23 protein-coding genes, 1 tRNA gene and 2 pseudogenes are annotated in these 26,084 nt (G+C 71.7%); 11 read left to right on the plus strand and 15 right to left on the minus strand.

Features of this window, described 5'->3' with window-relative positions; all coding sequences use genetic code 11:
• Nucleotides 1-101 precede the first annotated feature (101 nt).
• Genes D0D28_RS10090 through D0D28_RS10110 form a run of 5 tightly spaced genes read left to right on the plus strand, consistent with a single transcriptional unit; the run spans nucleotide 102 to nucleotide 4,214 of the window.
• The gene (locus D0D28_RS10090) at nucleotides 102-743 is read left to right on the plus strand and encodes an aminodeoxychorismate/anthranilate synthase component II (protein WP_116110429.1); all 642 of its coding nucleotides are present in this window, start codon (nucleotides 102-104) and stop codon (nucleotides 741-743) included.
• Nucleotides 740-1,519 carry an ABC transporter ATP-binding protein gene (locus D0D28_RS10095; RefSeq protein ID WP_116110430.1) on the plus strand — a complete coding sequence of 260 codons (780 nt, stop codon included), beginning with the start codon at nucleotides 740-742 and terminating at the stop codon, nucleotides 1,517-1,519. Before D0D28_RS10090 ends, D0D28_RS10095 begins: the two co-directional genes overlap by 4 nt.
• On the plus strand, nucleotides 1,516-2,148 hold the full coding sequence (locus D0D28_RS10100; protein ID WP_116110431.1) for a hypothetical protein: 633 nt from the start codon (nucleotides 1,516-1,518) through the stop codon (nucleotides 2,146-2,148). Before D0D28_RS10095 ends, D0D28_RS10100 begins: the two co-directional genes overlap by 4 nt.
• 48 nt (nucleotides 2,149-2,196) lie before the next feature.
• Nucleotides 2,197-2,862: a response regulator transcription factor gene (locus D0D28_RS10105; RefSeq protein ID WP_249467349.1), complete on the plus strand. Its 666-nt coding sequence runs from the start codon at nucleotides 2,197-2,199 to the stop codon at nucleotides 2,860-2,862.
• Nucleotides 2,859-4,214, plus strand: a complete 1,356-nt coding sequence (locus tag D0D28_RS10110; protein WP_094003377.1) for a sensor histidine kinase — start codon at nucleotides 2,859-2,861, stop codon at nucleotides 4,212-4,214. The genes D0D28_RS10105 and D0D28_RS10110 overlap by 4 nt, the downstream gene beginning before the upstream one ends.
• Here the strand turns inward: D0D28_RS10110 and D0D28_RS10115 are convergent.
• From D0D28_RS10115 to D0D28_RS10150, 8 genes and pseudogenes are all read right to left on the minus strand, one after another.
• Nucleotides 4,208-5,944: a hypothetical protein gene (locus D0D28_RS10115; protein ID WP_233157036.1), complete on the minus strand. Its 1,737-nt coding sequence runs from the start codon at nucleotides 5,942-5,944 to the stop codon at nucleotides 4,208-4,210. The two genes, D0D28_RS10110 and D0D28_RS10115, sit on opposite strands and share 7 nt — an antisense overlap.
• Before the next feature lie 113 nt (nucleotides 5,945-6,057).
• The gene (gene pknB, locus D0D28_RS10120) at nucleotides 6,058-8,046 is read right to left on the minus strand and encodes a Stk1 family PASTA domain-containing Ser/Thr kinase (RefSeq protein ID WP_205413220.1); all 1,989 of its coding nucleotides are present in this window, start codon (nucleotides 8,044-8,046) and stop codon (nucleotides 6,058-6,060) included.
• Between the two features lie 31 nt (nucleotides 8,047-8,077).
• The gene (locus D0D28_RS10125; RefSeq protein ID WP_094003380.1) at nucleotides 8,078-9,259 is read right to left on the minus strand and encodes a serine/threonine-protein kinase; all 1,182 of its coding nucleotides are present in this window, start codon (nucleotides 9,257-9,259) and stop codon (nucleotides 8,078-8,080) included.
• A 3-nt stretch (nucleotides 9,260-9,262) separates the two neighbouring features.
• The gene (locus D0D28_RS10130; RefSeq protein ID WP_094003381.1) at nucleotides 9,263-10,729 is read right to left on the minus strand and encodes a peptidoglycan D,D-transpeptidase FtsI family protein; all 1,467 of its coding nucleotides are present in this window, start codon (nucleotides 10,727-10,729) and stop codon (nucleotides 9,263-9,265) included.
• Nucleotides 10,726-12,222, minus strand: a complete 1,497-nt coding sequence (locus D0D28_RS10135) for an FtsW/RodA/SpoVE family cell cycle protein (protein ID WP_094003382.1) — start codon at nucleotides 12,220-12,222, stop codon at nucleotides 10,726-10,728. The genes D0D28_RS10130 and D0D28_RS10135 overlap by 4 nt, the downstream gene beginning before the upstream one ends.
• Nucleotides 12,222-13,549 (minus strand): annotated as a pseudogene (locus D0D28_RS10140) (PP2C family protein-serine/threonine phosphatase). Before D0D28_RS10140 ends, D0D28_RS10135 begins: the two are co-directional and overlap by 1 nt.
• Complete coding sequence (locus D0D28_RS10145; RefSeq protein ID WP_094003384.1) at nucleotides 13,546-14,013, minus strand: FHA domain-containing protein FhaB/FipA; 468 nt, start codon at nucleotides 14,011-14,013, stop codon at nucleotides 13,546-13,548. Before D0D28_RS10145 ends, D0D28_RS10140 begins: the two are co-directional and overlap by 4 nt.
• A gap of 124 nt (nucleotides 14,014-14,137) precedes the next feature.
• A complete protein-coding gene (locus D0D28_RS10150) occupies nucleotides 14,138-15,349 on the minus strand; it encodes a DUF3662 and FHA domain-containing protein (protein WP_094003385.1) in 1,212 nt (403 codons plus the stop codon).
• 130 nt (nucleotides 15,350-15,479) lie between these two features.
• On the opposite strand from D0D28_RS10150, the gene D0D28_RS10155 reads away from it, so the two are divergent.
• A tRNA-Leu gene (locus tag D0D28_RS10155) sits at nucleotides 15,480-15,562 on the plus strand.
• Between the two features lie 205 nt (nucleotides 15,563-15,767).
• Nucleotides 15,768-17,789: a hypothetical protein gene (locus D0D28_RS10160; RefSeq protein ID WP_162831025.1), complete on the plus strand. Its 2,022-nt coding sequence runs from the start codon at nucleotides 15,768-15,770 to the stop codon at nucleotides 17,787-17,789.
• On the opposite strand, the gene D0D28_RS10165 is transcribed toward D0D28_RS10160, so the two are convergent.
• From D0D28_RS10165 to D0D28_RS10175, 3 genes are read right to left on the minus strand one after another with little or no spacing between them, the layout of a single operon-like run.
• Nucleotides 17,725-19,368 carry a hypothetical protein gene (locus D0D28_RS10165; protein WP_116110434.1) on the minus strand — a complete coding sequence of 548 codons (1,644 nt, stop codon included), beginning with the start codon at nucleotides 19,366-19,368 and terminating at the stop codon, nucleotides 17,725-17,727. The genes D0D28_RS10160 and D0D28_RS10165 overlap by 65 nt on opposite strands.
• Before the next feature lie 11 nt (nucleotides 19,369-19,379).
• Nucleotides 19,380-19,700, minus strand: coding sequence for a hypothetical protein (locus D0D28_RS35585; protein ID WP_162831026.1), 321 nt, complete (start codon nucleotides 19,698-19,700; stop codon nucleotides 19,380-19,382).
• A gap of 13 nt (nucleotides 19,701-19,713) precedes the next feature.
• Complete coding sequence (locus D0D28_RS10175) at nucleotides 19,714-20,613, minus strand: serine/threonine dehydratase (protein WP_116110435.1); 900 nt, start codon at nucleotides 20,611-20,613, stop codon at nucleotides 19,714-19,716.
• Nucleotides 20,614-20,686: 73 nt separating this feature from the next.
• On the opposite strand from D0D28_RS10175, the gene D0D28_RS10180 reads away from it, so the two are divergent.
• Nucleotides 20,687-21,568 (plus strand): LysR substrate-binding domain-containing protein, encoded by an 882-nt coding sequence (locus D0D28_RS10180; RefSeq protein ID WP_116110436.1) that lies wholly within the window; start codon nucleotides 20,687-20,689, stop codon nucleotides 21,566-21,568.
• On the opposite strand, the gene D0D28_RS10185 is transcribed toward D0D28_RS10180, so the two are convergent.
• Nucleotides 21,561-21,935 carry an FKBP-type peptidyl-prolyl cis-trans isomerase gene (locus D0D28_RS10185; protein WP_116110437.1) on the minus strand — a complete coding sequence of 125 codons (375 nt, stop codon included), beginning with the start codon at nucleotides 21,933-21,935 and terminating at the stop codon, nucleotides 21,561-21,563. The two genes, D0D28_RS10180 and D0D28_RS10185, sit on opposite strands and share 8 nt — an antisense overlap.
• 62 nt (nucleotides 21,936-21,997) lie before the next feature.
• A complete protein-coding gene (locus D0D28_RS10190; RefSeq protein ID WP_116110438.1) occupies nucleotides 21,998-22,549 on the minus strand; it encodes a helix-turn-helix domain-containing protein in 552 nt (183 codons plus the stop codon).
• A 45-nt stretch (nucleotides 22,550-22,594) separates the two neighbouring features.
• Between D0D28_RS10190 and D0D28_RS10195 the strand changes: the two genes are divergently transcribed.
• Nucleotides 22,595-23,272 carry a B3/B4 domain-containing protein gene (locus D0D28_RS10195; RefSeq protein ID WP_116110439.1) on the plus strand — a complete coding sequence of 226 codons (678 nt, stop codon included), beginning with the start codon at nucleotides 22,595-22,597 and terminating at the stop codon, nucleotides 23,270-23,272.
• Nucleotides 23,269-24,309, plus strand: coding sequence for a trans-sulfuration enzyme family protein (locus D0D28_RS10200; RefSeq protein ID WP_116110440.1), 1,041 nt, complete (start codon nucleotides 23,269-23,271; stop codon nucleotides 24,307-24,309). Before D0D28_RS10195 ends, D0D28_RS10200 begins: the two co-directional genes overlap by 4 nt.
• On the opposite strand, the gene D0D28_RS10205 is transcribed toward D0D28_RS10200, so the two are convergent.
• Complete coding sequence (locus tag D0D28_RS10205; protein WP_116110441.1) at nucleotides 24,294-24,716, minus strand: PPOX class F420-dependent oxidoreductase; 423 nt, start codon at nucleotides 24,714-24,716, stop codon at nucleotides 24,294-24,296. The two genes, D0D28_RS10200 and D0D28_RS10205, sit on opposite strands and share 16 nt — an antisense overlap.
• A 100-nt stretch (nucleotides 24,717-24,816) precedes the next feature.
• Between D0D28_RS10205 and D0D28_RS10210 the strand changes: the two genes are divergently transcribed.
• Nucleotides 24,817-25,962 (plus strand): macrolide family glycosyltransferase, encoded by a 1,146-nt coding sequence (locus tag D0D28_RS10210; RefSeq protein WP_116110442.1) that lies wholly within the window; start codon nucleotides 24,817-24,819, stop codon nucleotides 25,960-25,962.
• On the opposite strand, the pseudogene D0D28_RS10215 reads toward D0D28_RS10210, so the two are convergent.
• Nucleotides 25,959-26,084: pseudogene (locus D0D28_RS10215) on the minus strand (IS481 family transposase); the annotation flags it as partial. The gene D0D28_RS10210 and the pseudogene D0D28_RS10215 overlap by 4 nt on opposite strands.

Genomic DNA, 26,084 nt, shown 5'->3' on the forward strand with positions numbered 1-26,084 from the left:
AGGACTACGGCTCACCCTTGCCACGGTAAAGATAGGTGACCCTTACTTTCACTGTGATGTGAATTGCGGTCCAGCATGTGGACGCCGGTAGTCTTGAGCCCATGCGCGTTCTCGTCGTCGACAACTACGACAGCTTCGTCTACAACCTGGTCCAGTACCTGGCCCAGCTCGGCAACGAATGCACTGTCTGGCGCAACGACGTCGTCGACCTCGACCGCGTGCCCGAGTTCGACGGGGTGCTCGTCTCGCCGGGGCCGGGCACGCCGGAGCGCGCCGGCCAGAGCGTCGACGTGGTGCGCAAGTGTGCCGGCACTCACACCCCGATGCTCGGCGTGTGCCTCGGCCACCAGGCCATCGGTGTGGCGTGGAACGCGACCGTCGACCGCGCGCCCGAGCTGCTGCACGGCAAGACCAGCCAGGTGCACCACGAGGGCGGTGGCGTGCTCGCCGGCCTGCCCGACCCGTTCACCGCGACCCGCTACCACTCGCTGACCGTGCTGCCGGAGACCATCCCGGCCGAGTTCGAGGTCACCGCGCGCACCGAGTCCGGTGTGGTGATGGGCATGCGGCACCGCGAGCTGCCGGTGGAGGGTGTGCAGTTCCACCCCGAGTCGGTGCTGACGCAGGGCGGGCACCGGATGCTGGCGAACTGGATGGCCACGGCCGGTCACCCGGTCCAGCCGGCGGTGGTGGACGCCCTGGAGCGTGAGGTCGCGGCGTTGCAGAAGGCCGCCGCTGCGTGATCCGGCTGCTGGGGGTCGGCAAGCGCTACGGTGACGCCCCGGTGCTGACCGGGGTGGACCTCGAGGTGCGGCCGGGCAGCGTGGTCGGCGTGGTCGGCACCAACGGCTCCGGCAAGTCCACGCTGCTGCGGATCCTCGCCGGGCTGTCCCGGCCCTCGTCGGGCACGGTCACCGGCCGTCCGCGCGTCGGGTACGTGCCCGACCGGTTCCCGGCGTCCACCCGGATGAGCGCCGTGGCCTACCTGCGCCACCTCGGCCGGATCTCCGGAGCGTCCGAAGCGGACCCGCGGCCGCGGCTGGACCGGCTGGCGCTGGCCGGCGGCCCGAACACGCCGCTGCGGCACCTGTCGAAGGGCAACGCGCAGAAGGTCGGCCTGGCCCAGGCGCTGCTCACCGAACCGGACCTGCTGGTGCTGGACGAGCCGTGGTCGGGGCTGGATCCGGACGCGCACGAGGTGCTCGGCGAGATCATCGCCGAGACCAGCGCCCGCGGGGCGAGCGTGGTGTTCACCGAGCACCGCGACGAGCGCGCCCACGCCCACGCCACCGAGGTCTTCCGCCTCACCGGCGGGGTGCTGCGCGTGGTGGACCGGGCCGCCCGCGTGGTGCTGCGCGGATCCGGTGCGGCCGACCTGCCCGGTGTGCTCGCCACCCGCCGCGACGGCGACCACGTCGAACTGACCGTCGCGGCCGAGAACACGGACGAGCTGCTGCTGAACGCGCTGAGCGGCGGCTGGTCGGTGGTGCGGGTGGACACCCCGGCGGTGCGCCGGTGATCCGCTACCAGCTCGCGTTGCTCGCGCACTCCCAGCGCTGGCTGCCGCCGCTGCTGGCGTACCTGATCCTGCTGGGTGTCCTCTTCAGCGACGCCGGTTCCGAGACCCGCCCGCTGTACGCGGTCAGCGCCGGCGCGTTGACCGTGGTCGCGTGCTGGCTGACGATCGCCCTGGTCGACGCCGAGGACCCGACGCAACGGCTGATCACCCAGGTGCACGCCGGCCGGCTGTCCACCGTGCTCTCCGGGATCGTCGGCGCGGTCGCGCTGTGCTCCGCCGTCCTGATGGTGATCCCGCTGGTCTGGGCCGCGCTGGTGCACCCCGGGTTCTCCGCGGGCGTGCTGGTCGACGGCGTGGTCGCGCACGTGGCCTGCGCCGCGGCCGGCGTCGCCGTCGGACTGCCGTGCTCGCGCCTGCTGCTCCCGCGGATCGGCTACACCATGCTGGCCGCGCTCGCGCTGCTCGGGATCGTGCTGCTGGTCCGCTGGGTGCCGGTGGTGAACCCGATGCTGCGCGGGTTGCTGGGTTCCGGGCCGGGCTCCGCGGTGGCGCTCGGCCTGCTCGGCGGGGTGCTCCTGCTGGCGGTGAGCGCCGCGGGCACCGGCTGGGCCGTGCACCGCCGGGCCTGAGTATCGTGCCGGAACGCCGGTTGTCGGGGGGTGTTCGTGGCGTCGGTGATGTTGGTGGAGGACGACGAGGCGCTGGCTGAGGCGTTTTCGCTCGCGCTCAGCGGGCTCGGGCACGACGTGGTGGTCGCGGACTCCGGGGAGCGCGCACTGTCGGAGCTGTTCGACGGCGCCGCGGTCGACCTCGTTCTGCTCGACGTCATGCTGCCGGACGTCGACGGGTTCGAGGTCTGCCGTCGCATCCGGGCCCGCAGCCAGGTGCCGGTCATCATGCTGACCGCGCGCGGCGACCCGGTCGACGTCATCGTCGGGCTGGAGGGCGGCGCCGACGACTACGTGGTGAAACCCGTCGAGCCGCGCGTCGTCGACGCCCGGATCAAGGCGATCCTGCGCCGCGGGGCCGCGCCGTCCATCCCGAAACTGCAGATCGGTCACCTCGAGGTGGACACCGACGGCCTGACGGTGCGCGCCGACGGGGCTGAGCTCCACCTCACCGCCACCGAGCTGAAACTGCTGGTCGAGTTCGCGAACCACCCGGGGCAGGTGCTGAGCAGGCAGATGCTGCTCAAACGGGTCTGGGACTACGGCTACGTGGGCGACTCGCGCATGGTCGACGCCGCCGTGGCCCGGTTGCGGGCGAAGATCGAGAAGGATCCGGCACATCCCGAGCTGATCCGGACCGTCCGCGGCCTCGGCTACCGGCTGACCCGACCATGAGGCCGCACTTCGGTCTGCGTGCACGCATCGCGGCCGCGGTCGTGGTGGTCACGACGGCCGCGACCGTGGCGATGGCTCTGGCGGCCTACCACCTCCAGGCGAACGACATGACGCAACGCTTCCACTCCGCGTCGCGCGCGGACTTCGAGTCGGACCTCGCCCAGGCGCGGTTCGTCGCTCGGAACCTGCCCACCGAGGGGGTGATCGACTACATGCTCCGCGAACACGCCGTCGCGTGGAACGTGTTCGACTACACCCGCGAGCAGGTGCTGGTGCACGGTGCCGAGCCGCCGGTGACGATCCCGGGATGGCTGCTGTCCGCGGCGCGCGCCGGCGACGCACCGCTGGGCACCGAGCCCGAGAACTCACCGTTCCTGGTGCTGGCCGGTTCGCCGATCATGGACGTGGTGCTCGTCGAGTACTACACGCTGGACGCGCTGCGGGCGGACCTGTCCAAGTTGCGGCGCAACCTCGCCGGGATGGCGTTGCTCGTGACGGCGCTCGGCATCGCGGGCGGCATGGTGGCCGCCCGGCGGATCCAGCGGCCGGTGCGTGCGGTCGCGAACGCCGCGATCCGGCTGGGCGATGGCGAGCTGGACACGCGCCTGGTCGTGCGCGGCGGTGACGAGCTCGCGGACCTGGCCGGGTCGTTCAACGCGATGGCCGAGCAGGTCGGGCGGTCGATCGTGGAGCTGCGGGCGAAGGAAGAACAACAGCGCCGGTTCGTCGCCGACGTCGCACACGACCTGCGCACCCCGGTGGCGACCGTGGTCGCCGCCGCCGACGGGGTGGACAGCGACAACCCGGACGCCCGCGAGCGCGCCGCCCGGCTGCTGTCCGTGCAGTCGCGGCGGCTCGCGAGCCTGGTCGAGGACCTGCTCGAAATGTCGCGGTTCGACGCGGGAGTGGCCGACTTCCACGCCGTCGCCGTGGACCTGGCCGACCTGTGGGCGGAGGCGATCGACCTCGTCGGCGGTGGTGACGGGACCACCCTGCGCGCGGTGGGCGACGTGATCGTGCGCGCCGATCCGCGGCGGGTGCACACCATCGCCCGGAACCTCCTGACCAACGCGCTCACCCACGGCGACCCACCGGTCCGCGTCACCATCGACGGAACGCGGCCCGGGCTGGTCACGGTGGAGGTCGCCGACTCCGGCCCGGGCGTTCCGGTGGAGTTGCGCGAGCTGGTCTTCGACCGCTTCGCCCGCGGCGACCGGGCCCGTACGGCGACCTCCGGGAGCGGGCTCGGACTGGCGATCGCCCAGGAGAACGCCCGCATCCACGGCGGCCGCATCACGGTGTCCGAACGCGACGGTGCGGTTTTCACCGTGTCGCTGCCGCGGGGTCAGTGAATCCCGAGCGTGGTCTGCCCCGGTGCCAGTGTGTCGCCGCACTGCCGCAGGCCCCACGCGTTGACCCGGCTCTCCGTCACCGGAACCGTCTCCGCCGCGTATTCCCGCGCCGCGGCGAGCAGGACGGGGTCACCGGCCACTTCCCGGCGCACGAAGTCGCCGCCGTACTCGGCGGGGGCGGGGTACTCGTAGAGCGGGACGTAGTCCCGGGCCAGGCGCGGGTCGCCGGCGAGCCCGGTCAAGCCGCCCCAGTACATCCGGAAGTGCACGAACGTCGGCTTCACCTCCTCGAACACGTGGTCGCGCATCCCGGCCATGTCCCAGTCGCGGTAGAAGTCCGCGATCTTCGCGTCGACCAGGCCGGCCATGTCGACGACGTGCAGACGGCTGGTCATGGCCGTGCCACCGAGGTCGGGCTCCAGCACCGAACCTTCGCGCACGCCCAGGATGTCCGCGTACTGGTTGAACATGCGCCCGAAGCGGTCGGCGATGAAACACATCGGCAGCGTCGGCGTCCGGCTGAACCGCTCGGCGGCCTGCGCGAGCGTCACACCGGACGGCAGCAGCGTGGCGACGAGCGCGACCGTGATCAGGGTGCGGCCACGTGCTCGCGCCGTCCGGAAGACCTCGACGACCGCGAGCGAACCGATCAGCGCCAGCAGAGCCCAGACCGGGGTGGCGAACCGGAACTGGCCCATCCAGTCCGGCTCCAGCACCGCGTACGCCACCGACGCGAGCCCGAGCGGCACGAGCAACGCGACGAGCCCGTCCCGCCACGACGAGGAGCGGGACAGCGCGATCCCGACCAGGACGACCAGCACGAGCACGGCCGGCGCCCCCAGGTACTGCACCAGGTCGCCGTCGCGGGTCAGCTGCCCGATCTCCGGTACGCCCTGCTTCTTCGCCACGGCCGTGTTCGGCACCAGCCGCCCGAACTCGAGGTAGCGCCAGAGGAGGTATCCGCCGTACGGGACGGCGAAGGCGGCGACCGAGAGGAGGGCCTGGCGGACGCTCGTCCACAGCACCTGCCTGCGCAGGTGGATCAGCAACACCAGCGGGAGGACCGCCGCGTAGACCGCGCCCTCCGGCCGGGTGAGGGCCGCCCCCGCCGCGAGCGCTCCGGCCGCCACCGCGAGCTTCGGCGTGCGCAACCGTCCACGCAGGACGGCGCGGAAGACCATCACGGCCAGCGCGACGACCGTCAGCGCGTACAGCGAGTTCTCCAGCCCCGAAAACGACCAGATCACGAACGACGGCACGGACGCGAGCGCGACCGCGGCGAGCAGTGTCACCACCCACGGCCGGCGCGTCACCACCGTCGCCGCGGAGTGGATCGCGATCAGGATGCCCGCGCAGCACAGCAGCGCCAGCGCCTTCGGGAACAGGACGTAGTCCGGGATGCCGAGGATCGCGCCGCGGTCGAACAACCCCATCAGCCTGCCGAGCGCCAGCAGGGCGGTCCACGTGGGGTTCGAGTACCCCTCCACGGCTTCCGCGCCGGGTTGCACGACCGGTCCCAGCCCCTCGGCGAAGCCACGGGCGTAGCCGAACGTGATCGCCGCGTCGTCGACGATCCAGTTCCCGTACCGCGCCGCCTGCGCCGCGATCAGGGCAGTCCCGCCGGTGACCGCCACGACCGCCTGCCAGCGCTTACCGCGATCGGCCATCTCGCGCGGTGCGGCGTCGGATTCCCGGATCCGGGCAGGGGGCATCGGAGGAGCGGAGACCATGACCGCAAGCTATGCGGGTTTTGTGCCAGTACTGTCACAGCCGTTCGATGATCGTGTGCCAAAACGAAGGGCCCGCCTCCCCGGTGGGGAAGCGGGCCCTTGTCGGTCGAGCTCTACGGGCCGCCCGGGATCGGGAACCTCGGCGAGCTGGTCGGCGATGTCGTGTCGTCGCCACCACCGCCACCGCTGTCGGACTCGCCGATGAGCAGCGTGATCTTCTCGCTCTTGGTGATCTGCGTGCCCGCCGTCGGCACGCTGCCGGTGACCTTGCCGTTCATGTCCTCGTCGGACAGCTTGTCGGACCGGTACTCCACCTGGCCGTCCCAGCCGAGCTGCTGCAGCCGCTGCAGCGCCTCGTTCTGGGTCAGGCCACGCAGGTCCGGCATCGAGATCTTCTGCTGCGATCCGTTCGACACCGTCAGCGTGACCGTCGAGCCCTCGCGCTGCTGGCCCGCGTTCGGCTTCTGGTTGAGGACCTGGCCCTCCGGCTGGTCGGAGTCGGTCTCCTGCTTGCTGACCTTGAAGCCGAGGGCCTCCAGACCCGCCTTCGCCACGTCGTACTGCTGGCCGGTGTAGTCGGTGACCTCCACCATGTTCGGCGTCTTGCCGACCTTGATGGACACCGTGCTGCCCTGCGCGATCTGCGTGTTCGCGGTCGGGTTCTGGCTCTGGACCTTGCCGTACTGGTCCTCGTCGTCGACGTCGACTTCCTGCACGTTCGGGTCCAGGAGCAGCCCGGCCTGGTTGAGCAGCGCGGTGGCCTCCTCCCGGGTCTTGCCCAGCAGGCTCGGCACCGCGACGTTCGCCGGCGCGCGGCCGATGAACAGCGTGATCCGCTGGTCCAGCGAGACGCTCACCCCGGCGGCGGGGTCGGTGTTGATCGCCTTGCCCACGGCGTCGGCCGAGCAGGTCTCCACCCCGTTGGGCTGGCGGAAGCACGGCTTGTCGGCCAGCACGATGTTCTGGAAGCCCCTGTCGTGCAGCGTCTGTTCGGCCTGCGCCGCCTGCTGGCCCTTGACGTCGGGGATCATCGCCGTTGCCGGTTTCGAGTCGAACGCGTCGCTCAGCCACAGGATGAACGCGACCAGGCCGAGGCCGATCAACGTGAAGATGACGGCGGCGGTGATCCGCCTGCGCTTGCGGCGTTTCTCGTCCTCTTCGACCGCATCGGGGTCGTAGTCGTAGTCGGCCGCGTGCCCGGGCGCCCCGCCGATCACCTGCGTGCGCTCGTCGGCCGTCATCACCATCGGCGCCGACGGCCGCTGCCCGGACAACGTGCGGACCAGGTCCGCGCGCATCTCGGCAGCCGACTGGTAGCGGTTGGCCGGGCCCTTGGCCAGCGCCTTCAGCACGATCGCGTCGAGCTCCGGCGACACCGCGGGGTTCACCGCCGACGGCGCCTTCGGGTCCTCCCGCACGTGCTGGTAGGCCACCGCGACCGGCGAATCACCGGTGAACGGCGGCTCACCCGTGATCAGCTCGAACAACACGCACCCGGCGGCGTAGACGTCGCTGCGCGCGTCCACACCCTCGCCACGCGCCTGCTCCGGCGACAGGTACTGGGCCGTGCCGATCACCGCGGCCGTCTGCGTCATCGCGGCCTGGCCGTCGTGCATCGCCCGCGCGATGCCGAAGTCCATCACCTTGACCGCGCCCTGGTCGGTGATCATCACGTTGGCCGGCTTCACGTCCCGGTGCACGATGCCGTGCCGGTGCGAGAAGTCCAGCGCGGCGCAGACGTCGGCCATGACCTCCATGGCCCGCTTCTGCGACAGCGGGCCCTCGGTCTTGACGATGTCGCGCAGCGTCCGGCCGCGCACGTACTCCATCACGATGTAGGGCAGCGGACCGTACTCGGTCTGCGCCTCACCGGTGTCGTACACAGCAACGATCGCCGGGTGGTTCAGCGCCGCGGCGTTCTGCGCCTCGCGGCGGAACCGCTCCTGGAACTGGGGATCGCGGGCGAGGTCGGCACGCAGGATCTTCACGGCGACCTCGCGGCCCAGCCGGACGTCCGTGCCGTGGTGGACCTCGGACATGCCGCCGTAACCGAGCGTGTCGCCCAGTTCGTAGCGGTTGGACAGCATCCTGGGTGCAGTCATCGGAAAAAGCCGTTCCGTTCCGTCCAGCTCATCATGCCTCGTAGGTCGTCTCGTCGGGGGGAGGGAGTTGCCGCGTGCCGGGAACCATTTCGGTCGTGCCGACCTGACCGCCCGGAACCCGGCCCGTCCCGCTGTCGCCGCCCCAGTCGGGCAGGAGCACCAGCAGGACCACCACGATCCCGGCCACCAGCACGGCCAGCAGCACCCACACGGCGATCGGCACCCGCCGCCGCGGTGGCACCGGCATCGGCAGCACCCCGCTCGGGTGCGGCATGCCGGGTGGGCTGACCGGCTGCATCGCCGGCTGGGACACCGGGCCGACGGCTGCCACCGGGCCGACGACCGGGGCATAAGTCTGCACCAGGCCGCGCGGGGTGGGTAACGCGTGCCCGTTGCGGACGGCGGCGATGGCGGCCGCGAACTCGCCGCCGCTGTTGTAGCGCTGCCGCGGGTCCTTGACCAGGGTCGCCTCGATGACCGCGCGGGCGTGCGGTGGCACGTCCGGCGGCAACGGCGGCGGCAGGTCGCGGATGTGCATCATCGCGACCGTCACCGCGTTCTCGGACAGGAACGGCCGGTGCCCGGCCAGGCACTCGTAGCCGCACACGGCCAGCGAGTACACGTCGCTCGCCGGTTCCGCGTCGTGGCCGAGCGCCTGCTCGGGCGCGATGTAGTGGGCGGTGCCCATCACCATGCCGGACCTGGTCACCGGCGCCGCGTCGGCGGCCTTCGCGATGCCGAAGTCGGTGATCTTCACCGTGCCGTTCGGGGTCACCAGGATGTTGCCCGGCTTGATGTCCCGGTGCACCAGCCCGCGTTCGTGCGCGGCCTGCAGCGCGTTGCCCGCCTGCTCGAGGATGTCCAGCGTCCGGTCGGCCGCCAGCCTGCCCTCGCGCATCAGGATCCCGGCCAGGGGTTCGCCGTCGACGTGCTCCATCACCAGGAAGGCGATCGCGTGCTCGCCCGCGACCGTCTCGCCGTAGTCGTGCACGGCCGCGATGCCGGGGTGGTTCAGCGAGGCCGTCGTGCGGGCCTCGGTGCGGAAGCGGTGCAGGAACTCCGCGTCCTGGGACAGCTCCGCCTTGAGCACCTTCACCGCGACGATCCGGTCCAACCGGGTGTCGCTGGCCTGCCACACCTCGCCCATGCCGCCGACGGCGATGCGGTGGACGAGCCGGTAACGATCGGCCAGCAGCTGACCGGTGGACAGCATGCGCTACCCACCCCCGAGCTGGGCGTTGATCGCGGCACGGCCGATCTCCGCGGCCACGGTGCCACCGGTGGCCTCCAGGCCGCGGTTACCACCGGACTCCACGATGACCGCGACGGCGATCTGCGGGTCGGCGGCCGGCGCGAACGCGGTGTACCAGGCGTGCGGCGGGGTGGCCTTCGGGTCGGTGCCGTGCTCGGCGGTACCGGTCTTGGACGCGATCTGGATGTTGCCGCGCTTGCCGCCGCCCTTGGTGTTGGCCTCGGAGGCGATCATCATGTCGCGCAGCACGGCCGCGTTCTCCGCGGACAGCGCCGGCGTGCCGGTCAGCTCCTGCGGCGAGAAGGTCTCCAGGTCGGACAGGTCCGGCGCGAGCAGCTTCTTGATCAGCTGCGGCCGCATCGCCATGCCGCCGTTGGCGATCGTGGCGGACAGCATCAGGTCCTGCAGCGGGGTCAGCCGCACGTCGCGCTGGCCGATGCCGCTCTGGTACAGCGCGGCCTGCGAGTCCAGGTCGCCCAGGCTGGAGGGCGCCACGTTCATCGGGATCGACAGCGGGGTGCCGATGCCGAAGTTGACCGCGATCTGGCGCAGCTTGTCCGCCCCCAGCTGGCCGGCGAAGGTCGCGAACGGCACGTTGCAGGAGTGCGCCAGCGCGTCCTTGAACGTCGTGCCCGGACAGGCCGCGCCGCCGTAGTTCTCCAGCGTGACGTTGGTGCCCGGCAGCTTCACGTTCGGCGCGTTGCTCACCGGGGTGTCGGCGGTGGCGCCGTTCTCCAGCTCGGCGGCGGCGACCAGCAGCTTGAACGTCGACCCCGGCGGGTAGGTCTCCGAGATCGCCCGGTTCAGCATCGGGTTCTTCGGGTCGTCGTTGAACCGGGTCCACGCCTCCTGCTGGGCGGTGCTGTCGTGCGAGGCGAGGGCGTTCGGGTCGTACGACGGGGTGGAGACCATCGCGAGGATCTCACCGGTCTTCGGGTTCATCGCGACCGCGGCGCCGGTGTAGCCCTTCGAGGTCATCGCGTTGTACAGGGCCGACTGCACGGCGGGGTTGATGGTCAGCTGGACGTTGCCGCCACGCGGGTCCCGTCCGGTCACCATGTCCGACAGGCGGCGCACGAACAGCCGCGGGTCCTCGCCGTTGAGGATGTCGTCCTCGGCGCGCTCCATGCCGCCCGAGCCGTAGCGCACCGAGTAGTAGCCGGTGACCGGCGCGTACATCGGGCCGTCGGTGTAGCGGCGCTCGAACTTCAGTTTGTCGTTCGTCGCCACGACGTCGGCGAGCACCTGGCCGTCGTACTGCGACACGATGCTGCCGCGCTGCCGGGAGTACTGGTCCAGCAGCACCCGCTGGTTGCGCGAGTCGGTGCGGTAGTCGTCGGCCTTCACCACCTGGATGTAGGTGATGTTGGCCAGCAGCAGCACCACCATGGTGATCATGGCGATGCCGACGCGGCGCATGGGCTTGTTCATGCCGTCGGTTCCCCTGTCGCGTTGCCCCCGGCCGGCGGCCGCTGCACCATCACCGTGTGCGCCTCGGCCAGCGGAGCCTGTTGCTGCGGCTGCTTGGGCCGGGGCTTCTGGGCAGGCCGCCGCGCCGCGTCCGAGATGCGGAGCAGCAGGGCGACCAGGATGTAGTTGGCCAGCAGCGACGAGCCGCCGTAGGACAGGAAGGGCGTCGTGATGCCGGTCATCGGGATCAGCTTCGTCACCCCGCCGACGATCACGAACACCTGCATGACGATCGCGAACGACAGGCCGCAGCCGAGCAGCTTGCCGAACGTGTCCCGCACCGCCAGCGCGCTGCGCATGCCGCGGGTGGCCAGCAGCAGGTAGACCATCAGGATCGCGGCGAGGCCGACGAACCCGAGCTCCTCGCCGAGTCCGGCGGTGATGAAGTCGGTGTTGGACTCCGGCACGATCTCCGGGCGCCCGGCGCCCAGCCCGGTGCCGCCGACCCCGCCGGTGCCGAGGCCGAACAGGCCCTGCGCGATCTGGTAGCCGCCGCCCGGGTCGGAGTAGGTCTCCAGCGGGTCGATCCAGTTCGCCACGCGCTGCTCGACGTGCGTGAACAGCTGGTAGGCGATCAGGCAGCCGAGGATGAAGAAGCTCAGGCCGGTGACCACCCAGATCGCGCGTTCGGTGGCGACGTAGAGCATCACCAGCACGATGCCGAAGATCAGCAGCGAGGTGCCCAGGTCCTTCTCGAACACCAGGACCAGGAGGCAGACCCCGGCCGCGATCAGCAGCGGGCCCAGGTCACGCGCACGCGGCAGCTCGACGCCGAACACCTTCCGGCCCGCGATCATGAACAGGTCGCGTTTGGCCACCAGGAAGGAGGCGAAGAAGATCATCAGCAGGATCTTCGAGAACTCCGCCGGCTGGATCGAGAAGCCCGGCAGCTTCAGCCACACCTTCGCGCCGTTGACCTCGGACAGCGAGCTGGGCAGCAGCGCGGGCAACGCCAGCGCGACCATGCCGACCAGGCCCGCGGTGTAGCCGTAGCGGGTCAGGGTCCGGTGGTCCTTCACCAGGACCAGCACGGCCAGGAACAGCACCAGCGCGAGCGCGGTGAACAGCACCTGCTTCGGCGCGTCCGCGGTGAAGTCCCTGCTCGCCTGCGTCGCCTTCTCGGCGTTGGCCAGGTCGATCCGGTAGATCATCACCAGGCCGAGGCCGTTGAGCAGCGCCACGCACGGCAGGATCAGCGGGTCCGCGTACGCCGCCCACCTGCGCACGGCCACGTGGGCGACCGAGAACAACCCCAGGTAGGCCAGCCCGTACCAGACGATCGACCAGGACAGCTCCTGCTCCTGGTTCGCCTGCACGAGCACGAACGCGCAGGTGACGATGAACGCGGCGAAGCCCAGCATGGCCAGTTCCGTGCCACGCCGGGTCGGCATGTCCCGCGGGGGGTTCGTCGCGTAGAGGGAGGCTGCCGGATCGGACAGCGATGGCTGGGACATCAGCCACCGCCACCTGGCACCGTCGTCGTCGCGCAGTCCCTCCCCGCCTGCTGGCTCGTCGATTCGCTCGGCACGGTCGGCACGCCGGGAATGGTGGTCTGGGTGCAGTCCCGCAGCGTCTTGTAGCGCAGGAAGTTGTCGATGTAGTCGCGCGCGTCGGCCAAGCTGTCCTTCTTCACACCGTTGCGCACCGCGGCCTGCGCGTCCTGCTGCAGCTGCGGCACGGTCAGCTTGTCGCACACCTGGTCGCCGGACGGGCACGAGCCCTCGGCCTGCTGGTGCAGCGGGACGCCGAGGATGCTGCCGGGCACGCCGCGGAAGATCGCGACCTCCTGGTTGGCGCCCTCGCCGACGTAGTACTGGCTCAGCACGAAGTAGCGGGTGGCGATCGCGCCCGCGCCGAGCACCACCAGCACCAGCAGGATGCCGACGACCCAGCGCCACTTGCGGCGTTTCTTCGGCTCCTCCGGCGGCGCGATCATCTGCGGCGGCGGGGCGGGGGCGGCTGGGTCAGCGCGCGGGCCCTGGCCGCGGGGGAGTCGCCCTGGAGTTCGTACTGGTCGCTGCCGTCCCCGGCGGCGCCGCCCACGATGGGCGCGTCCTCGCCGTAGTCGACGTCCACCACGTCCGCGACGATGACCGTCACGTTGTCGGTGCCGCCGCCCTTGAGCGCCAGCTCGATCATGCGGTCGGCGCAGTCCTGCGGGTCCGGGATGCGGATCGCCTCGGCCAGCGTCTCGTCGCTGACCATGCCGGACAGGCCGTCGGAGCACAGCAGGTACCGGTCGCCGGCGCGGGCTTCGCGCACGGTCAGGCTCGGCTCGACCTCGTGCCCGGTGAGGGCCTTGAGCAGCAGCGAGCGCTGCGGGTGGGTCGCGGCCTGGTCGGCGGTGATGCGGCCCTGCTCCAGCAGCTCGTTGACGAAGCTGTCGTCGCGGGTGATCTGGGTCAGCTGGCCGTTGCGGAACAGGTAGGCGCGCGAGTCGCCCACGTGGACCATGCCCAGGCGCGAGCCGGAGAACAGCATCGCGGTGAGCGTGGTGCCCATGCCGTCGAGGTCCGGGTCGTTCGCCACCAGCTCGCTGATGGCCGCGTTGCCGCCGGCCACCGCGTCTCTGAGCATGGTCAGCAGGTCGTCGCCGGGCTCGTCGTCGTCGAGCGGGGCGAGGGAGGCGATCACGACCTTGCTGGCCACCTCACCCGCGGCATGGCCACCCATGCCGTCGGCGAGTGCGAGCAGGCGGGGACCCGCGTACACCGAGTCCTGGTTGCTGGACCGCACCAGGCCACGGTCGCTGCGGGCCGCGTAGCGAAGAACGAGTGTCATGGGCGAAGCTCGATCACCGTCTTGCCGATCCGGATGGGGACACCGAGTGGGACTCGGAGGGGTGCAGTGACCTTAGCCCGGTCCAGATAAGTCCCGTTGGTCGATCCCAGATCTTCCACGTACCAGTCCGCACCGCGCAGTACGAGACGGGCGTGCCGGGTCGAGGCGTAGTCGTCGTCCAGCACCAGGGTGGAGTCGTCGGCGCGGCCGATCGTGATCGGCCTGCCGTCGAGCGTGATCCGCGTGCCGGCCAGCGCCCCGTGGGTGACGAGCAGCTGGCGGGGCGTCTTCGCGTTGCCCCGCGGCTTCTTCTGCTCCTTGGCCCGGCGCAGCCCGGGCATCGCCACCTTCAGGCCCGAGGCCGCGTAGAGATCCGAGCGCACCACCCGAAGGGCGGCCAGCACGAACAGCCAGAGCAGCACGAGAAAGCCCACTCTGGTGAGTTGAACGACCAGCTCCGGCACGTGTCTCCGCCTTCTGTTCTCCCGACCGTGGCACGCGTGCGCCGCGGCGTCCCGCAGGAGTCATTCTGCGGGACACGGGATTTCGGGTGCGAACCCGGTCAGGCGCAGGTTACCGGCGCGTGTGTCAGCCCTGCGTGCGGAACACCAGCGAGGAGTGACCGACCCGGATCACGTCGCCGTCCGCGAGCTGCCAGGTCTGGACGGGGGTGCCGTTGACCGTGGTGCCGTTCGTGGAGCCGATGTCGGCGAGCGTCGCGCTCTGGCCGTCCCAGGTGATCTCCAGGTGGCGGCGGGAGACCCCGGTGTCGGGCAGGCGGAAGTCGGCGTCCTGGCCGCGGCCGATGACGTTGCCGCCCTGCTTGAGGGTGTAGTTCCGGTTCGAGCCGTCGTCGAGCTGCAGGACCGCCTGGACCTGGCGCCCGGCGCCCGGAGCGGCCGGCGGCGGGGCGTAGCCCTGCTGCGCGTACGGGTCCGGCGCGCCCTGCGGGGGCCCGTAACCGCCCGGCGGGGTGCCGTAGCCGGGCTGCTGCCCGTAGCCCTGGTCGTAACCCGGCTGCTGGCCGTAACCGCCCTGGTCGTAGCCCGGCTGCTGTGCGTAGCCCTGGTCGTACCCGCCCTGGGGCTGGCCGTAGCCCTGGTCGTAGGCCGGCTGCTGGCCGTAGCCGCCCTGGTCGTAGCCGGGCTGCTGCCCGTAGCCCTGGTCGTAACCCGGCTGCTGCCCGTAGCCGCCCTGGTCGTACCCGGGCTGCTGGCCGTACCCCTGGTCGTAACCCGGCTGGCCATAGCCACCCTGGTCATAACCGGGCTGTCCCTGCTGTCCGTAGCCGTACTGGCCCTGCTGGCCGTACGGGTCACCCTGGTCGTATTGGCCTTGGCCGTAGCCGGGGGGCTGGCTCATTGCTGGGTCTCCTGCGTTGCTGGGTCGTGCTGACCGTCCTGAACCCGCGACGTTACGCGCGCTGACGTCGGGGTCGACGGATGAACGGGTCTTGAATTGTCCAGTATGCAGCGCGTCGTTGCGCTCGAGCGAAACTACGACGTCACCATAGGTGTCCCATCCGTGTTCGGCGAGGTGCTCCTTCACGGCTTCGGTGAGCACCCGGGTGACACGCAACTCATCGCCGGCCATCCGGTCGTAGTCCGTCGGCCCCAGCGACACGATGTAGTGGTTGGGGGCGAGCAGCCTGCCACCGGCCAGCTCACGAACGTTGTCCTCGCCTTCGCGTTCCAGGGCCTGCGCCACCTCTTGGGTGACGACGTTGCCGCCGAACATGCGTGCGAAGGTGTTGCCCACCAGGGATTCCAGGCGTCGATCGAAGCGCTCAACGCGACCCACGGAACCCAAGCCCTCCTTCGCACCATGTGCTTTCGCATCGATCCTATCGGGATCCGCGCCCTTCGACACGACCCCCGGTGAAGGGCCCCGAAACGGCCTGCTAAAGTTCTCTTCGCTGTCGCAGCAACTCGGGCGAGTGGCGGAATGGCAGACGCGCACGGTTCAGGTCCGTGTGTCCGAAAGGACGTGAGGGTTCAACTCCCTCCTCGCCCACCCGACAACCCGGGCCCTGGATTTCCAGGGCCCGGGTTTTTTCGTTGCACGATGTATCTCACCCGGTCGCGGTGAGGAGCGCTCCCGCGGCGTGACCCTCCGTGCCGCCATCAGGATGTCTCCGTAGCAATCATTGGTGCTTTGTGACGCGGTGGGGAGCACTATGGTGCGGTAGTTCCGGTGTCGAGTGATGGGGAGCTGGTACGTGCGGAACCGGTTCGAGGGGGACGCCCACAACGCGGTGCAGGTCGGCAACTTCACCGGCACCATGCAGTTCGGAGCGGCGCGCTCGGAGCCGCGGGGGTACAGCCTCCTGCCGCCCCTGACGGCGCACTACACGAACCACGAGGACCCGCTGAAGAAGCTGGACGCGATCTTCGCGCGCCGCACCGGCCGCCCGATCGTGGTGATCGTGAAGGGCCCACCCGGTTCCGGTCGCACCGAACTGGCCGTGCGGTGGGTCCACCGGCACACCGGCGACTACCCGGACGGCGGGCCGTTCTTCGTCCGCCTGGGCGGCGGGCTCAGCGACAGCGACCAGCTGCTCACCGGCTTGCGCACGCTGCTGCTGGCCACCGGTGAGTTCCGCGCCGAGGATCTGCCGCACAGCCTGGAAGGCCTGTCGGCGCTGTGGCGCGACTGGTGCCGCGGCAGGTCGATCGCGCTGGTGATCGACGACGCGGTGCTGGCCAGCCAGGTCCGCGCGCTCATGCCGGACGAAGGAGACTCCGCGGTGCTGATCACGCAGGCCCGCGAGCTGGGGACGCTGCGGGTGCACACCGTTCCGGAGGAGGTGGACATCGAGCCGATGAGCGCGGAGGCGTCCCGCGAGCTGCTGGCCCGGATCGCGGGTGAGCGCCTGGTCGCCGCCGAGCCGGACGCGATCGATCAGCTGGTCGAGGTGTGCGGCGGCTCGACCATCGCGCTGTGCGTGGTGGGCATGATGCTCGCCGACGCGGACACCGACGAGCCCGCCGCCCGGCTCGCTCGGCGGGAGCGGGTCCTGCACGAGCTGTCCCGGGACCGCGAGCTGTCGGTCCGGGCCGTGCTGGACGCCGCCTACGAGCGGATGGACGAGCTGACCCAGCGGGTGTACGGCGTGCTGGGGGCGCATCCCGGGTCCGCCGCGGTCAGCTCCCGAGCGGTCGCGGCGGCGCTCGGGGAGGCCGACGAGGACGCCCGTGACGGGCTGCGCGGCCTGATCCGTGCCCGGCTCGTCACCCGCGCCGACGAGGAACGCGTCCTGATGCTCGGGCTCGTGCGTGACCACGCCCGGACCAAGCTGAGCAGGCCGGTGATGGGCGCGTTGATCGAGCACTACTGGGCGCACGCGGTGTCGGCGGCCCGGGTGGTCAGCCCGGGCCGGATCTGGAACCGGCTGCTCGACGACCTCCGGTTGTTCGACGACCGCGCGACCGCGCTGACCTGGCTGGCGGACGAGCACCCGAACCTGTGCGCCACCGTCGACGAGGCCTACCGCGCCGGGGTGCTCATGCGCACCGCACAACTCGCCCTCGCGTTGTGGGTCCTGCACGAGCGCGGCGGGTACGGCCAGGACATGATCGAGGTGAACCAGCGCGGTGTGGCGGCCGCCGAGGCGCTGCGTGATCCGCTGCTGGTGTCCGTGCTCCGGACCCAGCTGGGGTTCGCCCACCGCCAGCGAGGGGAGTACGAGACCGCCGCCGAAGTGTTGCGTTCCGCGCTGGACGCCGCCCGGGAGGCCGGTTCGCTCGAGGCTGAGGCCACCGCCTTGGAGGGCCTCGGGCTGGTGCTGCTCGACGAGAGTGACCCGCGGGCGGGCGACGTGCTGCGGGAGAACCTGGACCTCGCCGGGCGCATCGCCGACGAGCGCCGCCTCGCGCTGGCCCGTATGCACCTGGCCAAGGTGCTGGAGCCGGACGAGGCGCTGGCGCTGCTCGACCTGGCCCGCGCCTACTTCGCGGCCCACCGGGATCAGGGCAACGTGGTCAAGACCGATCTGTGGCGCGGCCGGAAGCTGTGCGCCGCGGGACGTCTCGCCGAAGCCAGGGAGCTGCTCGGCGGGGTGACGAGTGTCACCGGCTACCACCGCGAACGGGGCGAGGCGCGGCTCGCGCTCGCCGACGTGGCACGGGCCGAGGGCGCCGATCCCGTGCCCGACCTGCGCGAAGCCGAGCGGATCTTCACCCGGTTCGGCTTTCCGCGTGAGGCGGAGATGGCCGCGGCGCGGCTCGCCGGGCTGTCCTGAGCACCGTGACCCGCGCCTGGTGCGGGCGCCCGCCCACCCGTACGCGGAGCGACCCCGGGATGGCACCGACCGGCAGCTGGTAGAGCGCGGACGCGAACGCGTCGGCCGGCCCGGTCAGGCCGTCGAACCGGACGAGCCCGCCGTCGTCGGTGCCCGCGAACCAGCCGTCCTGGCCGCGCGCGAGCGCCAGCGCGCAGCCGGGCAGCGACCGCAGCTGCGCGGAGATCCAGCTCTCCGGATCCCGCGGGTGGTGGTGCACCACGATGTCGGCGTTGTCGAGCAGCCGCGCGCTGGTCTCGCGGACGTCGACCACGAGGTGTGTCCGGTCCGGAGCGCGCCGGGGTTCACGCAGGGAGTCCGCCGGGAAGCGGGTCACCACGGCTTCGCCGCGACGGAACTCGACCCGGGCCAGGTGAGCGCGTGGTTCCGGGATCTCGACCTCCGGCACGGGCAGGACGCGCAGGTCCGCCCGCACGGGGTCCAGGCCGAGGTGGCGGTAGATCGTCTCGGACAGCACCGTGCCGGAGGTGCCGGGCAGCGAGGTGGTGCACGAGGTGATCGCGGCCGTCCGGAGGGGATCGTGCCCGGCGATGACCTCCTCGATCTGGCGGACCGGGTCCTCGGTGAGCCGCGGCGCCACGGCGAGCAGCCGGGCGATCGGGGAATCCGGAGCGACGGCCTCCGCGGGGGCCGAGACGAGGATCACCGGTGTGCCCAGCGCGGCCGAGTAGAAGCTGACCGAGCCGTGGTCGCCCAGGGTGAGGTCGGCGGCGACCAGCGCCTGGCACCAGAACCGCTCTTCGGGGAGGGCGAGGACCCCGGCGCGCCGGCAGTGGTCCAGCCACATCCGCACCTGCCAGGACGAGTGGTGCGCGGAGATGTTGGGGTGCAGCGCCACCGCGATCCGGTAGGCGTCCATGTCCAGGCTGGTCGCGAGGCGCTGGGCGAGCTGCAGGTCGTTGCCGAGCAGGGACTCGCCGCCCCAGGTGGACGAGATCACGATCAGCTTCGTGCCCGGGTCGACTCCCAGTGCCTGCCGGTACGCCTCGCGCAGCGGGAGGCTGGCCAGCATCCGGTCGAAACACGGGTCACCGGCGACGAGCGCCACCTCGCGGGCCTCCGGGCAGGCGGCGGTCAGCCGCTCCAGCTGTTCCTCGTGGGAGAGCACGACCACGGACGGCACGACGCGGCCTTCGTGCGTCAGCCAGTCCGCGGACAGGCCGAACACCCCGCTGCGGCCCTCCGAATCGAGGTACTTGTTGTAGCCCATGCCGTGCGGCACGACCATCAGCGGCGCCTTCACCTTGTGCAGGTCGCCGCCGTAGCTCGCGGCTATCGCCAGGTCCGCGGGGCGCTCCAGGGCCTCCGCCCAGGGCAGCACGTCGATCCCGGCCTTCGCCAGGTACTCGTGCGTGCCGTTGGTGAACGCGCTCGACCCGGGGCAGGTGAAGATCGTCTGCACCCGCGGATCCGTGGCGAACAGCGGCAGGATGTCGAACAGGCGCGTCGCCGCCGTGGTGTTGTGCACGATCGCCAGCACGGTGCGCTCGGTGCGCACAGTGCTCCACTCGACCGACACGACGGTTGATCCTAGAAGCTGATGTTGCCGTTGATGTCCCGCGCCTGCACGACGTTGCCGTGGACCGTCCCGGAGATCTGGTTGTTCGCCCCGTCCCCGTGCTGGCTCCACGCCTCACGCAGGGCCTCGGCGAACCGCGGGTCCTCCCGGCCCGCCCGGTCGAGGCGCTCGGCCAGGACCTCGACGGTCTCCGGCGCCTCGGGCGTGGCGGTCTCCAGCACCGCCGTCGCCTCCGGGTCGTCGGCGAACCGGCGCTTGATCAGCTCGTACAGGCCCTGTACGGCCTTCGTCGCCGCGGCGGTGGCGATGGACACGAGGATCGGTTCCGGCATGATCCCAGCGTAGTCACGGCGTCCAGTCCGCGTTGGCGCCACAGAGCAGAACGCACGGCACCTCCCCGGGCACGGCCCCGGCCAGCCACGCGGCGAACGGCACCGCGGCCGCCGGTTCGACGGCCAGCCGGAACTCCTCCCACAGCCGGTCCCGCGCCGCGACGATCTCCGCCTCGCCCACCACCAGCGACCGCACGTCCGGCCCGGACAGCTCCGCGAACGGCACCTCGCCCACCCGGGTCGCGCCCAGCGCGGACGCGGCGATGGAGTCCACCTCCGCGTCCACCGGGTGGCCGGCGGCGAGCGCCTGGTGCAGGCACGAGCACCGCTCCGGCTCGACCGCGACCGTCAGCCGCCCGCCGGAACCGAGCGCCACCCCGGCGCCCTGCGCGCCGCCGCCCACGGCCACCGCGATCGAGTCCACCTCGGGCGCGTCGGCGACGATCTCCGCCGCCACCGTGCCCTGACCGGCCACCACGACCGGGTCGTTGTACGCCTCGACATAACGCACGCCCGGCGCGGCCGCGGCCTCGTGAGCGGCGGCCGCCGCCTCCGCGTAGCGCGAACCGGCCCGCACCAGCCGGGCACCGGCCGCCTCGATCCGCCGGGCCTTGCTCGCCGGCACGCCCTCCGGCACGAACACCGTCGCGGGCAGGCCGAGGATCGACGCCGCCGTCGCGACCCCGATGCCGTGGTTGCCGCCGGACGCGGTGACCACCTGTTCCGGCCGCTCACCGGTGAGCAGGGAGTTCAGCGCGCCACGCAGCTTGAACGAGCCGGTGCGCTGCAGGTGTTCGAGCTTCAGCACGAGCGGACGGCCGTCGACCTCGGCGCGCAGGATCGGGGTGTGGCGGACGTACGGGCGGATGCGCTCCGCGGCGCTGGCGACGTCGGGGACGACGGTGGTTGTCATGTCTCCACTGTGCGCAACCCGGCCGTAAGCCGCCAGCGCTTTCCGATTGCCCGGCATTAGCGATACTTACGGCATGCTCGTCGCCGAACGGCTGCGCGTCCTGGTCGAGGTCGCCCACGCCGGATCCATCGCCACCGCGGCGCGGAACATGGGCTTCACCGCCTCCGCGCTGTCCCAGCAACTGTCCCGGCTGGAACGCGAGGCCGGGTGCGCGCTGCTGGACCGCCGCGCGACCGGCACGGTGCTCACCGAAGCCGGGCGGCGGCTCGTCCGGCACGGGGAAGCGATCGTCGGGGAGCTGCGGGAGGCGGAGCAAGCGCTTGCGGCCCTGCGGGACGAGCCACCGGCGGCGTTGACCGTGGGCACCTTCGCCACCGCGGGGCAGGTGCTGTTGCCGCAGGTCGTGGGCGAATTCCGGCGGGCCAACCCGGCGACCCGGCTGCGGCTGGTGGACCTGGAACCGCCGGACGGCTACGACCTCGTGGTCTCCGGCGACCTCGACCTGCTGATCACGCACCGCTACCCGGGGCGGCGGTTACCGCCCGCGCGCGGCCTGACGCGGGTGCCGCTGCTGGCCGACCGGCTGCGGCTGGTGCTGCCCGCCCACCACCGGGCGGCGCGAACGGACGAGGTGAAGCTGATCGACCTCGCCGACGACGACTGGATCTCGGCCGACCGCTCGTGCCTGGACCTGCTGGCCGCCAAGGACGGGGTGGAGCCGCGGATCGCCTACGAGACCCGGGACTACGCGGCGATCCTCGCGCTGGTGCGGGCCGGGCTCGGCGTGGCGCTGGTGCCGGCGAGCGTGGCCAGCGCCGCGGACGGGATCGTGGTGCGCGACCTGGCCGGGAGCGCGCTGGACCGCGAGGTCTACGCGGTGCACCGCCCCCGGCCGGCCGCGCACACTTCGGCCGTGGTGAGCCTGCTGACGCGCGTGGCGTCGCGGCTCAGTTGACGCCGACCAGGTCCACCACGAAGACCAGCGTCTCGCCGGGCTTGATGACGTTGCCCGCGCCACGGTCGCCGTAGGCCAGGTGCGGCGGGATGACCAGTCGGCGGCGGCCACCGACCTTCATGCCCTGCACACCCTGGTCCCAGCCGGGGATGACGTGCCCGGCACCGAGCGGGAAGCGCAGCGGCTCACCCCGGTCCCAGGACGCGTCGAACTGCTCGCCGGTCGCGTGCGAGACGCCGACGTAGTGCACGGACACGACGTTGCCCGCGGCGGCTTCGGCGCCGTCACCGACGGCGAGGTCGGTGACCTCCAGCTCAGCCGGGGGCGGCCCGGTCGGCTTCTCGACCTCGGGGCGTTCGAGTGCCATGCGTATTCCTCCCTGTCGTTGCGGTCGCTGCACGGTACCCACCGGCCGCGGGCGACGCATGTTCAGCTCGGCACCACGACCACGCCGACGTAGTCGACCGGCTCTTCGCCCAGGTTGGCGTAGGTGTGCGGCTCGTCGGCGGTCATCCGGGCGGTCGATCCGGCCGGCACGGTGACGGCCCGCTCGCCGACGCTGAGGTGCAGCTCACCGGCCAGGACGTGGATGAGTTCGTGGGTGCCCGCGGCGTGGCCCTCGCTGTCGTGCCGTTCGCCCGGTTCGAGGTGCCAGCGCCACAGTTCGGCGGGCGCGGGCGCGTCGGTACCGGACAGCAGGCGGCCGGTGCCGCCGGAGGGGCCCTGCCACAGCACCGTGTCGGTGTCGGTGACCGAGATCGCAGGCGGTTCCCCGCCTTCGAGCAGTGCGGTGAGCGAAACGCCGAGCGCGTCGCTGACCCGGATCAGCGTGGCCAGGTTCGGGTTGCCCCGGCCCTGCTCCAGCGCCACGACCACGCCCTTGCTCAGCCCGGCGCGGGCGGCCAGCGCGTCCATGCTCCACTGCCGCGCCGTGCGGTGGGCGCGGATGTTGCGGGCGAGGGCGGCGGCGGGGTCGCTCATGGTCGGTCACTTTACTGCACCATGTGGTCGGTAGAATGACCGTTCATGACTGACGTGCTGAACGGGATCCGGGTCGATCCGGAGGTCTTCGCGCTGCGGCCGGACTTCGCGGTGCTGGCCGTCGTGGTCGAGGGCCTGCCCAGCGGGCCCAGCGACGAGGACTCGGCGAAGGCGCTGGCCGTCGCGGCCGAATCGGCTGGTGACGATCCCCACGTCGAGGCGTGGCGGGAGGCGTACCGCGCGTTCGGGGCGAAGCCGAACCGCACCCGGCCCTCGGTGGACGCCCTGCTGCGCCGCGCCAGCGCCGGGCTGCCACAGGTCAACCGGGTGGTCGACCTCTACAACGCGGTGTCCGTGCAGCACCGGCTGCCGGTCGGCGGCGAGGACCTCGACTGTTACGTTGGGTTGCCGCGGCTGGTCCGGGCGCGGGGCGACGAGGCCTTCGACACCGTCCGCAACGGCGAGCCGGACACCGAGGTGGCCGACGCGGGCGAGGTCGTGTGGCGGGACGACGCCGGGGTGACCTGCCGTCGCTGGAACCACCGCCAGTGCGTGCGCACCCGGCTGCGGGAGGACAGCGAGCGCGGTCTGTTCCTGCTGGAACGGCTCGAGCCGATGTCGCTGGACGCGCTGTCGGACGCGGCCGACGACCTGGTGTCGCGGCTGACCGCGCTGGCCCCGGGCGCCACGGTGGCCCGCACACTGATCAGGGAGAACGCGTGAACCTCGACGACCTGGCCCCACGCACGCGCGCGGTGGCCGCCGGACGGCCGGACGAACCGGGTGAGCCGCTGAACACGCCGCTGGTGCCGGCGAGCACCTACCTCGCCGGGGCGGGCTTCAAGTACGCGCGCGAGGACGGCACGCCGACCTGGGTGGCGCTGGAGGAGGCCGTCGGCGCGCTCGAAGGCGGGCACGCGACGGCGTTCGCGTCGGGCATCGCGACCGCGGCGGCGGTGCTGGACCTGCTGGACGTGGGCGCCGAGGTCGCCGTGCCGGTCTACAGCTACGCGGGCACCCGCGGCCTGCTCGACCACGCGGCGGGCAAGGGGCGGCTGAAGGTGCGGCGCATCGAGCCGTCCGACCGGGAGGGCTGGCTGGCCGCCGCCCGCGAGGCCGACGTGGTGTGGGTCGAGTCGCCGACCAACCCGACGCTCGACCTGATCGACATCGCGCCGCTGACCGGGCAGCGCGCGCGGGTGGTCGTGGACAACACGTTCGCCACGCCGCTGGGGCAGCAGCCGCTGTCGCTGGGCGCGGACATCGTCGTGCACAGCGCGACCAAGCTGATCGGCGGGCACAGCGACCTGCTGCTGGGCCTGACCATCGCGGCGGACGCGGGTGTGGCCCAGGAGCTGCGCGACGCCCGCACCCGCAACGGCGCGACCCCCGGGGCGCTGGAGGCGTGGCTCGCGCTGCGCGGGCTGCGGACGCTGCCGGTGCGGCTGGCCGAGCAGTCGCGCACCGCGGCCCTGCTGGCCGAGCGGCTCGGCGAGCACTCGGCGGTGACGAAGGTGCGCTACCCCGGCCAGGGCACGATGATCGCGTTCGACACGGCCACCGCGGCCGCCGCCGACCGCCTGTGCGCGTCGCTGCGGCTGATCCGGCACGCCACCAGCCTCGGCGGGGTGGAGAGCATCGTCGAACGCCGTGCCATGTGGCCGGGCGACGCGCACGTGCCGGCCGGCCTCGTGCGGTTCAGCGTGGGGCTGGAAGACCCCGAGGACCTCTGGCGGGACCTGGCTCAGGCGCTGACCTGAGCCCGCCGGACGAGCGGGTCCGGGTCCAGGTGCCAGGCGTGCACGACACGCGGGTGGATCCGGATCCGCTCGTTGCTGAACCACGGCCCGCCGTACGCGGGCGGCTCGATGCCGGTGATCAGCTCGGCCGTGCCGCGGATCTCGATGCCCCGTCCCCAGCCGGGCTTGATCGCGCCGGGCTCGTCCGGCGTCATGTCGTCGACGACGAACGAGACTTCCGGGTTCTGCTGCAGGTTGCGCCACTTCTGGCTCTTGCTGAGGTCCGGCCCGCCGATGTCGATCGTGCCGTCGTCGTTGAGCTGGAACCCCAGTGGCCGCACCTGCGGACGCCCCTTCGCGTCGACGGTGCCCATCCGGCCGAGGGGCTGGTTCGTCAGGTAAGCGCGCTCGCGCTCGGTGAAGATCATGACTGCACCATAGAACCTCCAGGTAAGTGGAGGTCAAGGAAATCGAGCTGTGGCGCGGCCCGGACCCGGTTAGGGTTCGATCATCATGTCTCACATCGCCATGGTTGGGGTCGCCCCCGTCAGTCACGTTCTGCCCAGCCTCGAGGTCATCCGTGAACTGGTCGCTCGGGGCCATCGGGTCACCTACGCCAACGATCCCGTGGTCGCCCACCTGATCGAGCCCACCGGCGCCGAACTGGTGCCGTGCACCTCGACGCTCCCGGTGGCGGACAACGACTGGCCCGCAGATCCGATCGCCGCGATGGACCGGTTCCTCGACGACCAGATCCAGGCTCTCCCGCAGCTGCGGGCCGTCTACGACGAGGATCCGGCGGATCTCTACCTCTACGACATCGGCGCGTACGCGGCGCGTGCCCTCGCCGAATCGCAGGGGCGGCCGTTCGTGCAGTTGTCGCCGACCTTCGTGGCGTGGAACGGCTACGAAGAGGAGGTCGCCGCGCAGTTGCGGGCGCTACCGGGCGCCGACGCCCACCGCGCGAAGTTCGCCGAGTGGCTCGCCGGGTGCGGTGCGACCACTTTGGACAGCGACGCCTTCTCCGGCCGGTCGCCGCGCACCCTGGCGTTGATTCCGCGGGCGATGCAGCTGAAGTCCGAGCGGGTGGACGACAGCGTGACCTTCGTCGGCCCGTGCCTCGGCGCCCGCGCGGAGGAGGGCGGCTGGACGCGGCCCGCGGACGCCGAGAAGGTCCTGCTGGTGTCGCTCGGCTCGGCCTTCACGCGCCAGGCCGGGTTCTACCGCGAGTGCCTCGCCGCGTTCGGGGACCTGCCCGGGTGGCACGTGGTGCTGCAGATCGGCAAGTACGTCGACCCGGCCGACCTCGGGGACGTCCCGGCGAACGTGGACGTCCGGTCCTGGGTGCCGCAGCCGGCGATCTTGGTGCAGGCCGACGCTTTCATCACGCACGCGGGCATGGGCAGCAGCGCCGAGGGGTTGCACGCCGGCGTGCCGATGATCGCGGTGCCGCAGGCCGCCGAGCAGTTCATGAACGCCGACCGCCTGGTCGAACTCGGCGTGGCCCGGCGACTCGACACGGCGGACGCGACGGCCGAGAGCCTCCGTGCCGCCCTGCTCGAACTCGTCGCCGATCCCGAAATCGCCCGCGCGTCGGCCCGACTGCGGACCGAAACCCGCGCCGAGGGCGGTTCCCCGCGGGCGGCCGACCTCCTCGAGGAGCTGCTCGGCTAGCTGTATGAGGCCGTGACATTGGTGACGCCGGTGTGGAGCCGGGTCGCGGGTGGCTGATCTCCGGCAGCAGTGTGTGGTCGATGGTAGTTGTAGTGGATGTTCCAGATCGCTAACGCCTCGGT

This window comes from Amycolatopsis ruanii (assembly GCF_003385175.1).
Taxonomy (GTDB): domain Bacteria; phylum Actinomycetota; class Actinomycetes; order Mycobacteriales; family Pseudonocardiaceae; genus Amycolatopsis_E; species Amycolatopsis_E thermalba.